At 56.0% G+C, this 14,877-nt stretch carries 13 protein-coding genes and 1 pseudogene; 5 read left to right on the top strand and 9 right to left on the bottom strand.

Annotation, left to right across the window (positions count from 1 at the left end; genetic code table 11):
* Positions 1-12: 12 nt before the first annotated feature.
* The 7 genes from H7A51_06140 to H7A51_06110 all read right to left on the bottom strand — a co-directional run bounded on the left by H7A51_06140 (position 13) and on the right by H7A51_06110 (position 5,793).
* Positions 13-360: a histidine triad nucleotide-binding protein gene (locus tag H7A51_06140; GenBank protein ID MCP5535800.1), complete on the bottom strand. Its 348-nt coding sequence runs from the start codon at positions 358-360 to the stop codon at positions 13-15.
* A gap of 11 nt (positions 361-371) precedes the next feature.
* The gene (locus tag H7A51_06135) at positions 372-935 is read right to left on the bottom strand and encodes a hypothetical protein (GenBank protein MCP5535799.1); all 564 of its coding nucleotides are present in this window, start codon (positions 933-935) and stop codon (positions 372-374) included.
* A gap of 39 nt (positions 936-974) precedes the next feature.
* Positions 975-1,466, bottom strand: a complete 492-nt coding sequence (gene nrdR / locus H7A51_06130; protein ID MCP5535798.1) for a transcriptional repressor NrdR — start codon at positions 1,464-1,466, stop codon at positions 975-977.
* Positions 1,467-1,745: 279 nt separating this feature from the next.
* Positions 1,746-2,747, bottom strand: a complete 1,002-nt coding sequence (locus H7A51_06125) for a polyprenyl synthetase family protein (protein MCP5535797.1) — start codon at positions 2,745-2,747, stop codon at positions 1,746-1,748.
* A 109-nt stretch (positions 2,748-2,856) separates the two neighbouring features.
* Positions 2,857-3,417 carry a shikimate kinase gene (locus tag H7A51_06120; protein ID MCP5535796.1) on the bottom strand — a complete coding sequence of 187 codons (561 nt, stop codon included), beginning with the start codon at positions 3,415-3,417 and terminating at the stop codon, positions 2,857-2,859.
* Between the two features lie 80 nt (positions 3,418-3,497).
* Complete coding sequence (locus tag H7A51_06115; GenBank protein ID MCP5535795.1) at positions 3,498-5,060, bottom strand: HAMP domain-containing histidine kinase; 1,563 nt, start codon at positions 5,058-5,060, stop codon at positions 3,498-3,500.
* Between the two features lie 16 nt (positions 5,061-5,076).
* Entirely contained in the window at positions 5,077-5,793 is a 717-nt protein-coding gene (locus H7A51_06110; GenBank protein ID MCP5535794.1) for a response regulator transcription factor, read from the bottom strand.
* Positions 5,794-5,933: 140 nt separating this feature from the next.
* Here H7A51_06110 and H7A51_06105 point away from each other — a divergent pair, with 140 nt between their 5' ends.
* Positions 5,934-6,419 carry a cytochrome c gene (locus H7A51_06105; GenBank protein ID MCP5535793.1) on the top strand — a complete coding sequence of 162 codons (486 nt, stop codon included), beginning with the start codon at positions 5,934-5,936 and terminating at the stop codon, positions 6,417-6,419.
* 655 nt (positions 6,420-7,074) lie between these two features.
* Here the strand turns inward: H7A51_06105 and H7A51_06100 are convergent.
* Positions 7,075-8,306, bottom strand: a pseudogene (locus H7A51_06100) (IS4 family transposase).
* Positions 8,307-9,031: 725 nt separating this feature from the next.
* On the opposite strand from H7A51_06100, the gene H7A51_06095 reads away from it, so the two are divergent.
* The 4 genes from H7A51_06095 to H7A51_06080 all read left to right on the top strand — a co-directional run bounded on the left by H7A51_06095 (position 9,032) and on the right by H7A51_06080 (position 13,556).
* Entirely contained in the window at positions 9,032-9,460 is a 429-nt protein-coding gene (locus tag H7A51_06095) for a hypothetical protein (GenBank protein MCP5535792.1), read from the top strand.
* Positions 9,461-9,492: 32 nt separating this feature from the next.
* Positions 9,493-10,530 carry a threonylcarbamoyl-AMP synthase gene (locus tag H7A51_06090; protein MCP5535791.1) on the top strand — a complete coding sequence of 346 codons (1,038 nt, stop codon included), beginning with the start codon at positions 9,493-9,495 and terminating at the stop codon, positions 10,528-10,530.
* 163 nt (positions 10,531-10,693) lie between these two features.
* On the top strand, positions 10,694-12,685 hold the full coding sequence (gene murJ / locus H7A51_06085; GenBank protein ID MCP5535790.1) for a murein biosynthesis integral membrane protein MurJ: 1,992 nt from the start codon (positions 10,694-10,696) through the stop codon (positions 12,683-12,685).
* A 73-nt stretch (positions 12,686-12,758) separates the two neighbouring features.
* Positions 12,759-13,556: a DUF1080 domain-containing protein gene (locus tag H7A51_06080; GenBank protein ID MCP5535789.1), complete on the top strand. Its 798-nt coding sequence runs from the start codon at positions 12,759-12,761 to the stop codon at positions 13,554-13,556.
* 11 nt (positions 13,557-13,567) lie between these two features.
* Here the strand turns inward: H7A51_06080 and H7A51_06075 are convergent, their stop codons facing one another.
* A complete protein-coding gene (locus H7A51_06075) occupies positions 13,568-14,857 on the bottom strand; it encodes a Gfo/Idh/MocA family oxidoreductase (GenBank protein MCP5535788.1) in 1,290 nt (429 codons plus the stop codon).
* Positions 14,858-14,877: the final 20 nt, after the last annotated feature.

Raw genomic sequence — 14,877 nt, 5'->3', positions numbered from 1 at the left:
CGGGAGTCGGGGTTAGCCTGGCGGCCATTTCATCTGGCGGCCGGCGAGGATGTGGAGGTGGAGGTGGGGGACTTCTTCGCCACCGTCGGGGCCGTTGTTGATGACGGTGCGGAATCCGGCTTCCGCGAAGCCTTCCTGGTGCGCGACGGTTTGAGCTGTTAGTAGGAGATGGCCCAGGGTGTTTTGATCCTCCGGGGCGGCTTTTGCGATGCGGATGATCGGTTTTTTGGGCACGATAAGCAGGTGGATCGGTGCCTGTGGGTGGATGTCCCGGAAGCAGAGACAGAGCTTGTCCTCGTAGACGATATCAGCGGGGATCTCACGATCCGCTATTTTCTGGAAGAGGGTTTTGTCGGCCATGGTTGTGTTTGTTAGATGAGGTCGAGTCTGATTTCCCGTTGGTTAGGCAGGGTGGAGTTACCGTGGGTCTTGAGGAAGGTCAAGATTTCCTCGTGGAGTTGTTCGCAGGGGGTGGTCCAGCGATCAACGCCTCGGAGCAGCTTCACACAATCGCGGGTTCCGGTGAAGCGCAGGACCTCGACCCCGTGCATGCGGAGGTCCTCGATCTCGCTGTGGATCTTGTTGAAAAAGGCCAGTTCGAAGCCGTTGCCAGCTTCCTTTGCCGCCCGGATCAGCGAGAGTGTCACCGGCGGCGCGAGCAGGGGGAGGGTTCTGGCGATGGCCTCGCAGCCGATGCGTTCGAGCATCCTACGGACACGGGAGTGGAGTTCCTCGATGGTGAGGACCCGGAGCGGGCATTTGTTTTCCAGGTAGTGGAGGATGCCTTCCAGCAGGTCATCGATAAACGGGAAGTCTTCACGCTCGGCGGCCTGTGCTCCCCGCATGATGGCATCGCGCAGCCACTGGGTGCCATAACCGGTGACTTGGTGACGGCCAATTTGAAGAACAGGGCGATTTCCGACAATGCAGATCATGCAGCGAGTGAAAGAGGGAGGAGTCGATACGGGGACGGGTTATTCTTTGAACAGTTTACGCTGGTAGGGATCGCGGGCGGTCCGACGTTCCAGTGCCTGGATTTCACGGATGAACTCGCCGACATCTTCGAACTGGCGGTAAACGGATACGTAACGGACGTAGGCAACGGGATCGATCTCGTGGAGCTTGGCCATGACCCGTGGGCCGATACTGCTAGAGGGAACCTCGGAGAGGTGGTCCTTGTGCAGTTCTGCTAGAATTTCCTCAACGGCGCGGTCCAGCCGGTCCATTGGTACGGGCCGCTTTTCACACGCTTTGACAAGGCCGCGAAAAATCTTTTCCCGGTTCAGTGATTCGCGGGTGCCGTCACGTTTGACAACCTGAAGCTCGGTGCGTTCTATCTGCTCGTAGGTGGTGTAGCGGTAGTCGCAGGCGAGGCAGACGCGGCGACGGCGCGTGGTGGTGCCATCCTTCGACATACGGGAGTCGATGACTTTGTCCTTAAGTGATCCGCACTGTATACAACGCATAGGAGGGGAAGCCTGATGGGGCTGGATGCGCGAGAGTGTAGATCAATATATGGCACCATCAAAGCCAAAATCATACTATATTTAGTCAGGTGTGATGATTTTTAAGTTTACGGTAAGATACTTTTTTAGAAAGCGGTCGATGGTGCCGCCCATTTTTCAGAATGGCGGGGCACGAGGTAAAAAAACAGCCGGGGATGGGCGGACTGCGGACGGCTTCGGTGGTATTTCCCCGTCGCCGTGGCTTACGCAGCGCGGGGGGGAGATGAAACTTGGTAGTGATCACCGACGGCACTTGTTGAGCATGTCGTCCAGAAAGTAGGTGATTTGCTCAAGGCCGTTGCGCCAATCGCTGGGCTTGAGCAGGCTGAGGTTATCCCGGGCTTCCTCGAGCATCTGCGCCGCCGTATCGAGCGATGATTCAACCGAGCCTTCGTACTGGGCAATACCAATGAGGACGGGAAGGTCGAGCGGCTGCTGTTCAATGATGCGTTTATTGAGTTTCTCACGCTGGGCATCATCGGCTTTTTCCAACAAGTTCAGCAGAGGCAGGGTGAGTTTCCCTTTTTCGAGATCGGTGCGGAGCGTTTTGCCAACCTGGGCTTCGCTGCCCACAAGGTCCAGGCAGTCGTCGTAAATCTGGTAGGCGGTGCCGAGCTTGAGGCCGTAATCGTAGAGCATGTCCTCGACTTCCTGGGGGGCGCCGGAAAGTGATGCGGCAATACCGGTGGCTGCGGCGAAGAGGGCGCCCGTTTTCATCTCGATGATGTGGAAGTAGTCTTTTTTGGTAAGGGTAAGGTCGAAACGTCTTTGTGTTTGCATGACCTCACCTTCGCAGACCTCGCGGGATGCCTTGCCGACCTTGCGGCAGATGTCGATGCTGCCGAACTCGGTGGCGAGCAGCAGGGAGTGCGAGAACAGGGCGTCGCCGAGCAGGACCGCCATGCCATTGCCCCACTTGGCGTTGGCGGTCGGCACCTGGCGACGGGTGTCCGCCCCGTCGATGATATCGTCATGCACCAGCGTGGACATGTGGATAAGCTCGAGGATGACACCGATCTTGATGTGGTTGGCATGGACCTCGCCCGTGGCTCCGCCTGCAAGAATGGCCAGGATGGGACGGATACGTTTGCCGCTGGTGTTACAGATGTAGTCGACGTATGGCTCCACGGTTGGGTCAAACGCACGCACCTGGTCGCGGATCTGGGCTTCCACCTCCTTGAGTTCCTTTTTGACCAGTTTGAATGGTATTTTAGGATTCGAGCTTGATTTTGTCAGTGACATGTCTTGGAAAAACGGGGGGTGGCAATACTGGTCATAGATGGGGTGATTTGGCAATAGTTATCCTCGGCAGCTCTCCGGCGGTTTCTGTGGGGGCTGATATGCCCCGAGGTTAAGCCGATCCGAAATAGTAGCGTGCGCTTTCGAGGATACCGCAGGAGATTTCATGGAAATTGAGTCCGCTGGTGCAGATTTTCAGATGCGACGCCTGGGCGTAACATGGCGAGCGTTGTTCGAGGAGGTCGACGATGGCTTGCATCGGATCGTCGCATTGGAGCAGCGGACGGTTGGAGTGGCGTGATGTTCTTTCGAAAATGTCCTCGGGCGAGCACGAGAGCCAGACGACAAAGCCTAAGCGTCTGAGCAGTGGCAGGTTGCCGGGTCTGCACACCATCCCGCCGCCCGTGGAAATGATGTGGTGGTTGGTTTCCTGGATAATCAGATGTTCCAGCAAACTGGTTTCCAGCGAGCGGAAGGCGTCCTCTCCTTGCTCGGCGAATATTTCAGGGATGCTTTTCCCCGTTTGCCGCTCGATGACATGATCGGTGTCGATGAGGTCATAGCCGAGGTTTTTGTTCAATTCGCGTCCGATGGTGGATTTGCCAGAGCCCATGAAGCCAACCAGCACAATGTTGCGCATGGGGCGTTCCTCGGTGGTATGGGCCTCGTCCATAGTCGGCATACTAGAGGGGATGGCGTGCAGATGCGATAGGGAAAAAGAGGAAAAAATGTCATCCTGCGACGTGGCCGCGATCAGGCTGCGGGAAGGGTGAGGATCACCCGGAGGCCACCGCCATGTTGTTTGGAGAGGTTTTCGCAACTCGCAGTGCCACCACATCCCTCCATGCAGGTGCTGACGATGGCGAGGCCAAGGCCGGTGCCGCCTTGCTCACGCGTGCGGGCACTGTCAACCCGGTAAAATGGCTCGAATATACGCGACAGGTGATGTTCGGGGATGCCGGGGCCACCGTCATCGATGAAAAGCTCCACGTTATCGCCGGAATGTGCGGTATGGATGAGAATGGCTTTGCCCGGCGCGTGGCGCATGGCATTGCGGACGACATTTCCCACGGCCCTGCGCAACAGGTGGGGGCTGGCCTTGGCGCGTGTCTTGCCGCTGATATCGACCGTCACCATACTGGCACCCTCGCGCTCCACAACCTCCTGGATGAGCTCTGCCAGGTCGACCGTTTCCAGGGACACCTTGTCCGGGCTGATCTGTGCGCGGGAGAAATCGAGCAGCTCATCGACCATGCTGCTCATTTGTTTCACTTCATCACGGAGGTCGGCGATGGTTTCCGGGCTGGCTTTCGGTTGTTGTTCTAACACACCCAGTGATAATTGCATGCGGGCCAGCGGGGTGCATAGCTCGTGGGCGATGTCGCTGGTGAAGCGTTTTTGTCCGTCGACGTAACCGCTGAGTCGCTGCCGGAGCCGGTCGATCGCCATGCCCAGCCGTCCCAGTTCATCACCGCGATGGTTGATTTCGTTGGCTTCGAAATTACCCCGGGCAATGGAGATGGTACGCCGGGTGAGGCGTTGGATGTAGCGTGTGAGATTCCAGGCAAACGGGATCCAGAGTAAAATGGAAATGGCGATGATCGCGATCCCCATCTTCCACCATGGGCGGGTATCGAGAATGAGACCATTGGCGTCGAGGGACGGTGACTTTATCAATAACACCATCGCGTGGGGGTGGTGCAGATTGCCGCTGGGCGGTCCCAGGCCAACATGGTTGGCAAACCAGTAATCGCCATGCTCGTCCCGCAAGGCAAAGAGCAGGTGGGAACGGACCGGTTGGGTGGTTGGCGTGGAAGATTCCAGTAAATCGCCGAAGTCGTCAGGTGCTCCTTCATTGTCGGGTCCTCGACCCGGCCCAAGCCCTAGGCCGTCACCTCTTCCCGGGCCCCTTCCAGGCCCCGGACCCAGCCCCGGACCCCGGCCTCCCCTAGGGGCATCCGGTTCTCCATTTCCAGGCGGCACGTTGAGTTCGTGAAGCCTGACCAGAAGCTCTTCCGGCAGCTTGATGATCTGGTCAGCAATGGGTTTGCCATTGTTATACAGGGCATAGAACTCCAGCTTGTGCAGTGTTTCCAATGATTGAAGTAATTCCGGCCACTCATCCTCGCTGTGGCTACGCAGATTCTCACCCGCGAGTGTCGCCAGGGTGGTGATCCTGTCACCCGCCGGCCCCGCAACAAGGCTCTCCAAACTGAAGTATTGTCGGGAAAAAAAGAACACAATCACCCCCACTAACAGCAGGTTGAGCAGGAACCAGCCGGAGATCCGGGCATACAATGGAAGAGGGAGTCTCATAGGGGGGCGACCTTGCTTATGCATCAGGGTCGATCAATTGGTAACCGACGGCTCGAATGGTCCGGATATAGCGCGGCGACTGGGCGGGATCACTCAGTTTTTTACGCAGTGAGGAAATGTGCACATCGATCGAGCGGTCAAAGACATCGTAGTTTCGATCAGAGATATCATCGAGGATCTGTTCCCTGCTTTTTACCCTGCCCCGGGCCCTCATCAGGCTGGTGAGGATGGAGAATTCGAGCGCAGTCAGATCGAGAGGGGATTCGTTCTGTAACGCCACATGGGTCGACTCGTTGAGCCGGAGATCCCCGACGACAATGTCCCGGGTGATGTCGGTGCCATCACTTGCAGCAGGGCTGTGGGTGCGGCGGGTGACGGCCCGCAGCCGGGCTAACAGCTCGCGGGTTGAGAAGGTCTTGGGGAGGTAGTCGTCGGCACCTATTTCCAATCCGACGATACGGTCCGTTTCCTCTCCCCGCGCGGTGAGCATGAGGACGGGCACCTGGGAATGTTTGCGAAGCTGGCGCAGGATTTCAAAACCGTCCATACCCGGGAGCATCACATCGAGGATGACGGCGTGGTAGTTGCCGGCGATCGCGGTTTCCAGCCCCGCCGGGCCGCTGTGCCGGACATCCACCTCATAGCCGAAAGGTGTTAGATACTCCTTGAGTAGCCTGCAATACTTCTGGTCGTCGTCGACAACAAGAACGGGGATGGATGTGTTTTCCTGCATGGGTGCGCGAGTTTAGCAATAAATGGAGGGAATGGTGATAATTTTACACAAGCTTAACAAAAAAGCAGCATGATACAACGTTCACTTAACAGAGCATGGTCAACATCCGTGCAGAGTTCAAAATCAAACTTACTCAATCAATGAAAACGACCCGTATCGCATCGCCCCTGATGGGGGTATGCTGTGTCATCGGCACCCTGACAGGACTGTCCATGGCCGAACCCGACAAAGGGGAAACAATGACCAAAGCACTCTGCATGGCATGCCATGGAGACACCCAGGCCGGACAGAAACGTCTGGCGCCGCCGATGATGATGGTTAAACAGCGCTACCAGACCTTGAAGAAGGACGAGATGGTGGCTGCCATTGTCGCATGGGCGAAAAAGCCCGATGCCAAGCACTCGAGGATGCCCGGTGCGATCAATAATTTTGGCCTGATGCCGCCGCTGCCGCTGCCTGACGCCGATTTGCAGGCTATTGCCAGCTACATTGCCAAAACCGAGTTTGCCATGCCCAAGGGATGTGGCCCGGGCGCAGGAAACGGCCAGGGACCTGCCGCAGGTAAGGGGCAGGGAAGGGGACGCGGCCAGGGCCAGGGGGCAGGTCGTGGCCAGCCGTCCAACTGATCGCACGCCAAAAACAATCTCTGCCGGGAAAAACAACAGTCGCTGTGTTCTCCAGGTGGTGACACCGCTGGTGTAGCACGGTGCAAGGGAGAGCAAGAATCACAACCTCATCCTCATCGGCCAGCCCGCCCTGAACACCACCCTCCAGCTGTGTCCTAACAAAAAACCGGACACAACATCCGGAGCGGCTCGGCATGCCTCAAAAAATCCTACCAAACACCGCGCCATTACAAAACTCTCCCCAACCGTGTCACACCGTCACAAAATTACGACCGCTCAGGCCAGATGTTCCACAGTTCGTGCCTCCATAAATTACGATGACAATGTGGAAACATGGCTATAACTTGACACAAGTCACCCGATGACAATTTGAAAATCTAGTACGATGAGAATTCGGCCGTTAACACTGACAGCGACCGTCGGCAAAAATTGAAAGTGTTACACATACCACACTTTCATCTTCAACATCCAGCCCATCCTATGGGCTCTTCACCGACCGCTTACTCTAGAGTTGGGAAGGTTGATATTTGGGAGGTTAACATTCCAATCTAACAATTGTAAAATCCACAATCCACGGCCTGACCCCTCTCCGGAGGCGTGACACTACTGTCCAAAACAGATAATGTTAGGGTTTTGAGTTGTTGATTTCAGGTGTTTAGCGCGTTGAGAATCTATTTTTTCGGGGAGTTGCCGGGTGGTTTGGTTTCATCGTCCTGTGATGCTGTCCAATTCGCACTGGATATACTGCCCGGGAGGCGGATGTGACGACAATTCAAACGGATCATCGATCCATGACCAGAGATGCCTGTGGGTAAAGAGGTTCCAGCGCAGCAGGGCCACCAGGTTTGAAAGCGACCAGCCTATCCTGCTGCGGAACTGCAGCAGCTTGAGCAGGAGCATGGTGATGAGTGCTGTCCAAATCTGGATTTTCACAGCGTTTGCAGATGTTCCCACAAAGGTCTTTATCCGCAGGTTTTGTTTGATCGCTTTGAAAAACAGCTCGATCTGCCACCTTTGGCGGTATATCTCGGCGATGGTTTCGGCTGACAGGTCGAGACGGTTTGTGAGCAGGGTCATTTTCTTCTGTTTGTCCTCCAGCCAGATGACAATGCGCCGATAGCGTCCCTTGATTTTGCGTCCGGCCTGGAACAAGTTGAAACAGCCCACGCTGTCGCTGAGAACTTTGCCGAGCTTATTCACAGGCCGCTTCTCAAGTGTCCACCAGTCTGCGTTTTTCTTGAGGCGGGTGACAAAGCCCACCCCCTCCGCTGACCAGCGTTCATAGAGATGGTAGTCGGTGTATCCACGGTCCATGACAAGCAGGGAACCCTTGGGGAGCTTGAGTTGCCGGGCCACGGTGACATCAGCGGTCTTGCCGTCGCTGATGTGTGCGTAACACGGCAGCAGGCCGTCGTGATCGAGAAGAAGGTGGAGTTTGGCCGCGCCCTTGTTGGCTCTGAACTTCGCCCAGTCAAACGTGCTCGCACAGAGTTCGATCACCGAGCTGTCCAGTGAGTAGAGCTTGCTTTTGAATCTGAATTTTTTGCCTGGGGCATGCGAACCGGCTGTCCCGAGCACCTTGTAGAACACCTTCTCAAAAAGTTCCGCCGGACGTTTGGCGTTGGCATATGAAAGCGTGGAGCGGCTCGGGGCTTTGGCCATGCCAAGGTGCTGGAGCTTGCCCTCGCAGCTACGCAGGCCTGAGTCTATTTCGCGCAGACTCTTTGCCTGGGCCATCTGGCAGAACAGCATGGACACCATGTGATCCCAGCTAGAGAAACCCTTGCTCCTGCACTCGCTGTTTGTTTCCCGGACCGCCCGTGCAAAAAAATTTCGATCAAGGCAGGAAAGAAGCTGGCTGAACAAACTCGATGTGGCTATTCTCATGTCAGTCTCCTTGCTAGGGTTATGTAGTTAGTTTTCATCAACCCAATTACAACCCTTCAAGGAGACTCTTTCAAACCCTTATTTTGGACACTAGTGCTGTTAGGTAAGAGAGGGGTCAGAGAGGGGTCAGAGAGGGGTCAGGCCGTGGATTGTGGATTTGAGTTATTAAGAAAGGGGTCAGGCAGAGATAAGGCGTATAGCGATAATGTTAGATGGTGTTGCTAGGAAATGCAACCCTCCCACGCTGGCGCAGCAAAAACCCCAGCCAGGAGCAAGGGAGAAAACCGCTGCGGCACGCTCCATTGTACATTGCCAAATTATAGTCGTATAGTTTTGCCAAATTGACATCGGGTGATTTCTGCTAGATTTCCATGCTTTCGTCGGTTTTTGTCACCATGGGGATCGTACTTGGCTGGGTGTATTACGATGCGGGAGGAATTGCGTTGTATGGTGTGCGGAGGTTTTTGGTGGGGTTTTATGAGGCATGCCCGATGCTCTAGATAATCGTTTTTCCCGACGCAGAAGGGCGTGCCTGGTGTGCAGACACGCCCTTGTTGTTTTTGGTTGCGACGTTATCTGTCGCACCGGGTCCGGTTATCCCTCGGCAGGTTGCCCCCCGGCAGAGCCTGCTTCTGTTTTACCGAAATGGGTCATGGTTTGGGTGGCAGGTTTGCTGCCGGTATGAGTACGGGCTCGGTGGGTTCTGCCTGCTGGTTGTGACGCCAGTGGGGCTGGAGCAGGACGGCGTTGACGTGCTTGATGTCGACGGTTTTGGTCTGGTCGCGCACGGCCTCGATCAGGGAGCCGATGCAGAGGTTTTTGACCGCCCTGAGTGTGCCTTCCGCACAGCGTGTGATGAGGTTGGTGGCGGCTTCTGTGAAGGTGGTGTGCGGGAGTCCTGCGCGGTCAAGCTGGCTGTGGATGTATTCGGTGAGGTGTGCGGCGGTGAGTTGCTCAAGGTTGGCGGAGTAGGTGATGCGGCTCTTGATGTCATGGTTGATTCGGAGCTGGAGTGTGGTGTTGAGGGCGGGCTGGCCGATGAGGATGAGGTTGTGATTCTTGCTCTCCCTAGCACCGTGCTACACCAGCGGTGTCACCGCCTGGGGGACACAGCGGCTGTTTGTTTCAAGTATGTCCGGAAGTCAGCGTATTAAGCTTCTATTATCGGATTAAATAAGCTACCTCACTGGGCGTGAGCGAAACACGTATCATTGATGCCTCCGATCCGACGGAGCAAAATAGGATCGTCCAGGAAATTGCCGATTTGTTAGAGTCGGGTGAGGTGGTGGCCTTGCCAACTGAAACCGTTTACGGACTAGGTGCCGATGCCTTGAATGCGGATGCCGTGGCCAAGGTGTTTGCGGCGAAGGAACGGCCAGCGTTTGACCCCCTGATTGTGCATGTGGGGACCTTTGAACAGGTGGATGAGATAGCCGATGTACCCGTGGAGCTCAAAGAGCTTGTCGCGAAACTGATGAAGGCGCACTGGCCGGGGCCGCTGACGCTTGTCTTGCCGAAAAAGCAATGTGTCCCCGACATCGTGACCAGTGGCCTGCCAACGGTCGCGGTGCGTATGAGCGCCCACCCGATCATGAAGGCGGTGATTCGTAAACTGGGAAAACCGGTCGCCGCGCCGAGCGCCAACCGTTTCGGCAGGATCAGCCCGACCTCAGCCAGTGCCGTGGCCAAAGAGTTGTCGGGGCGTATTCCTGTGATCGTCGACGGGGGTGCTTGCCGCGAAGGATTGGAAAGCACCATCATCCGCCCCGAGGCGGGAGGGAAACGTCCTGTCCTGCACATGCTGCGAGCCGGTCCTGTCACCAAGGAGATGTTGCAACGTTTTGGCAAGGTGGAGCGAGCCAAGAGCAATCGGTCCAACGAAGCACCCGAGGCTCCGGGGCAGCTCGCCAGTCACTACGCGCCCGTCACCCCGCTCCGATTGCTCCGCAGGATCGAGGATTTTCAACCCGAGGCAGGAAAAAAATACGGCCTGCTCAGCTACTGCGGGTCTGAGAAGGCGGGTTTTATCAATGGTCACGACTGGACAACGGTCGAGCAGCTCTCCCCCGGGAATGGCAAGCTCGCCGAGGCCGCCGTGCGCTTCTTTTTTGTCCTCCGCACACTCGACGAAAGTGGTGTGGATGAAATCATCGCCGAACCCGTCTCTGAAACCGGCCTCGGCGTCGCCATCATGGACAAACTCCGCCGAGCCAGTGTGAGGTAAACCACGGAAACACACTGAAGACACGGAAATTGCCTGACTGATGAAACGATTTCAAACCGCTGAAAATGCTGAATATCCGGGGGATTTTTTATTCCGGCCGATCCAGCGGCAGCTTCTCTACTTCTCTAATAACAGATAACCAATAACTGAAAACTCCAAACCTATGCTCCGTTCCCTCATGCAAGTATCCGGCTTCACGGCGATCAGTCGTGTATTGGGTTTTTTGCGGGACATCCTGATTGCGAGATATCTGGGGTCCGGCCTGTTGGGTGATGCCTTTTTCTCGGCATTCCGGTTTCCCAACCTGTTCCGCCGTATCTTTGGCGAGGGGGCGTTTAATGCCGCCTTTGTGCCGATGTTTGGTCGTCGACTGGAAAAGGATGGTGAAAAGGAGGCGATGAAGTTTGCCTCGAATGCGTTTTCGACCCTGCTGGTGATCCTTGTGGCGCTGACCATTGTTGCGATCCCGTGTATGCACTGGATCATGAGCGCCGTGGTGCCGGGGTTCAAGGCGAAGGTGGAACTGCCTGTTCAGTCGGATGGAAAACCCGCTGATGAAAGCTTTTCAGTCAGGATTGACGGGATGCGCGACGTCTATCTAACCGTTCCTGAAGGGCAGGCCGGTGATTTGAAAAACCATTACCGCTTGGAAAACCTGTCATTCATTGAGGAAAAACCTCTCGTATTTCCCAGGTTCATCGGCGCGGGCGAGCGTGGCGCCAGTGCTTCTGTGACCCAGGTTGCTGAAGCCTACAGAGAGCAGGAAACGAAGAAGTCGGAAAAGGAGCAGAGGGAACCCAACGCAGCGGTTGAGCATTTGGGCGGGAGCGATGGTGGCTGGGTCATTACCGGTGACGGAACGGCCCGCATCAGGCTGCCGATAGGGCACAACTATGGATGGTTCGAAGGTGATCTTGTACGCATACCCCACAACGAGATCCGGGAGGCCACGCTGAAAATCTACCGGAACCACCCCGACACCTTTGGCCTGACGGTCAGGCTGTCCCAGATCACATTCTGTTACCTCCTGTTCATGGCACTTGTGGCGCAACTGAGCGGGGTGTTAAACACATTCAAGATCTTTGGTGTACCGGCTGCGGCTCCCATTTTACTCAACGTGGTCTTTCTTGTTGGACTCGGTGTTTTTATCAAAATGATGCATTCCGAGGTTCCCGCCCATGTGCTTGCCTGGTGTGTGGCCGTCGCGGGATTGCTCCAGTTTATGATGCTCTACGGAGCTTGCCGGAGAAACGGCTACCATGTCCGTCTCCAGAAGCCGGTGATCGACGGCTCGATCAAAAAGCTGTTCCTGCTGATGGGGCCGGGAGTGCTTGCCGCCGGTATCCAGCAAATCAACCTTCTCGTCGGCGGTATCATTGCCTCGTTCAAGCAGGGGGCGATATCCTGGTTATACTACTCGGACCGGGTCTATCAGCTGCCGCTGGGGATGATCGGGATCGCCCTCGGCGTGGTGCTTTTACCGGAGGTGACCCGGCTTCTCAGGCGTGATGATGCCAAGGGGGCATCCGACAGCATGATGCGAGGCATGGAACTGGGTCTGCTGATCACGCTTCCTGCCGCCGTCGCGATGTTAGTGATGCCGGAGGCTATCATCTCGGTTCTTTTCCGACGGGGTGAATTTACTGCCGATGACGCGTATCAAACAGGGATGGCGCTGCGCGGGTTTGCATTGGGACTGCCTGGCTATGTGTTAGTCAAAGTCCTGCAACCTGGATATTTTGCCCGTGAGAATACCCGCGCCCCGATGATGATGGCGGGCATTACCGTGCTGGTGAACATCGTTGTCAGTCTGGTCCTTTTCCAACAGCTGGGTCACGTCGGAATTGCGATCGGCACCACGATTGCAGCGTGGGTCAACGTCGCGCTACTGGCACGCGGCCTCAAAGGCCTGGTTCATCCGGGCAAGGAATTCTGGAGCAAGTCACTGCGTATGTGTATCGCGAGTGTGGCCATGGGAGTCCTCGTCTGGACCGGGTACCAAGTGCTGGGGTCGTGGTTTGAGGGGGGCTTCGGCAAACAATGCATTGCCCTCGGCTTGCTTGTGGGGCTTGGTGCATCCGGTTATGCCGTCCTGGTGCTGATGCTCAAGGCCACCAGCATCGCCGAACTCAGGGCGGGTTTCCGCAGAGGGTAGGGCTGAGAGGGCGGTTGCAAGGCCGTGGTCTTTTTTCCTGACAAACTGCTCCCGCTGGTGGAGTATGTATCCTATGAGTCAACCATCCCGCACTTTTCTGTCATTGGGGCTTGTTTCCGCAGGTATCATCATTTGCACCGGTGCCGCCTGTGCCGAGCCTCCGCAAGAGGAATATCACACACCGAAACAACCCTGGAGCGACTACACCGTCCACCAGATGAGCCGGCCCCATCCTGAAAAGGTGACATCGAAGGGGGCGGTGTGCACCAAAGCGCCAGCGGGTGCGATTGTTTTGTTTGACGGCAAGGACACCGCAGCCTTCACCAGGGCGTGGACCGTCAAGGATGGTGTGATGATTGCCAGTCCGCATCCGAAACCCAAGGCATCAGGCGATATCCGGACGAAGCAGGCATTTGGCGATTGTTTTTTACACGTCGAGTGGCGCATCCCCGCAGGCCGGAAAATCGACGGCCAGAAGGGCGGCAACAGCGGTATTTTCCTGATGGACCGCTATGAAATCCAGGTGCAGGAAAGTCATACCAATGTGACTTATGCCGACGGGCAGGCCGCAGCCATATACGGTCAGACACCACCGAAAGTAAACGCATCCACCCCTCAAGGTGAGTGGCAGAGTTACGACATCATTTTCAAAGCTCCCGTGTATGGTGAAAAAGGCCTTGAGAAACCCGCCTACGTCACCGTCGTCCACAATGGTGTGAAAGTGCACGACCAGCAACAGATCCACGGGCCGACCCTGCACAAAAAGGTTGCCAAGTATCCACCCACGCACCCAGCCAAGGCACCCATCCGCCTCCAGTGGCACAATGATCCCATCGAGTTCCGCAACATCTGGATCAAGGAGGGGAAGTGATTATCCTGTCTTTATAATCCGAAATAGGGTTTGTTGGTTTTCCATTTTCCACTGGTAAAATCGGGGACCTGGATGACCTTGCTGCCGTCGGCAATGGATGCTTCGGAAAGTGGTCCGATCGATGACATCAGCACTCCATCGTAAAGGCTGAGTGGCAGGCGTTTCTTCTCACGGATCGCTTTCACAAACTGGGTGAGCATCAGGCCATCGGCACCACCATGACCTCCGGATGCGGCTGCTGCCCACGGATGCTGATTTGCTTTCTGATGAGGCGGGAACGGCTCCCAGTCTTGCTGCCGTCTGTTTTTCTCCATGGAGACGGCATTGCGTTGCTCATTGTAGATGCCACGGGTTCCCTGCACTTCCCATCGATTGTCGTAGGGGCGGGGGGATTGCATGTCGTAGTTGATGACGATGCTTTTCCCATTCTTTGTCCTGACCACCGTGGTGACGATGTCGCCCTGGGCGTATTTCCGGTCGCCGTTAGGGTGATTGGGAAAGTGGCGTTTAAAGTACTCGTTGATACTGAAACAGCCTGTCGCGGTTGATGTAAGGGTGTCGTAATAATCACCACAGTTGATATCCATCCAGCTGATGACCGGGCCTTGCTGGTGGGTGGGATACTGGGCGCGATTGTGTTCAATCAAAAACCTGGCACCCCAGCGGTCGTTACCCGTCTTGGGATCAAAATACCAATGGTTGATACAGTTGTGCGAGTATGCGCAATGGGCGTGGGTCATGGTGCCGAAGCTGCCTTTGCGTATCATGTTCAACACCGCCAGGTTATCGGGGCGGAAACTCCAGTTTTCTAACATCATGCACTGCACGCCGGTCTGTTCGTGGGTTTTGATCAGCTCCCAACATTCTTCGAGAGTGTAAGCAATGGGCACCTCGCAGCCGACGATTTTCCCAGCCTTCATGGCGTAGACCGACATCGGGGTATGAAGATCCCACGGGCTGCCGATGACTACGGCGTCCAGATCATCGCGGTCCATGAGTTTTTTGTAGTCGATGGGGCCGGCGTATCCCTCGGGTTTGGGTTGGCCGTGCTTGACGACGATGTGTTGCGCTGCAGCAAGAGCCGCTGGGTTGATGTCGCAAACTGCGGGTATTTCCACGCCGCGAATCGACAAAAGATGGTTCATCAGTCCACGTGCACGGTTTCCTGTTCCGACAACGCCGATTCTAACAAATCCCTTTCTGGCGCTCGTGTTGGCACTGGCTGTGAGAGGGAGGACGCTGGCTACGGCGGCACCTGCAAGCAGGGTGGTGTTTTTCTTAATGAAAGATCGGCGATTCATCATCTGTGATTGGGTTGATT

The organism is Akkermansiaceae bacterium (assembly GCA_024233115.1).
Classification (GTDB): domain Bacteria; phylum Verrucomicrobiota; class Verrucomicrobiia; order Verrucomicrobiales; family Akkermansiaceae; genus Oceaniferula.
The sequence above is the reverse complement of the archived record's forward strand: the minus strand, read 5'-3'. Positions and strand labels throughout refer to the sequence as shown.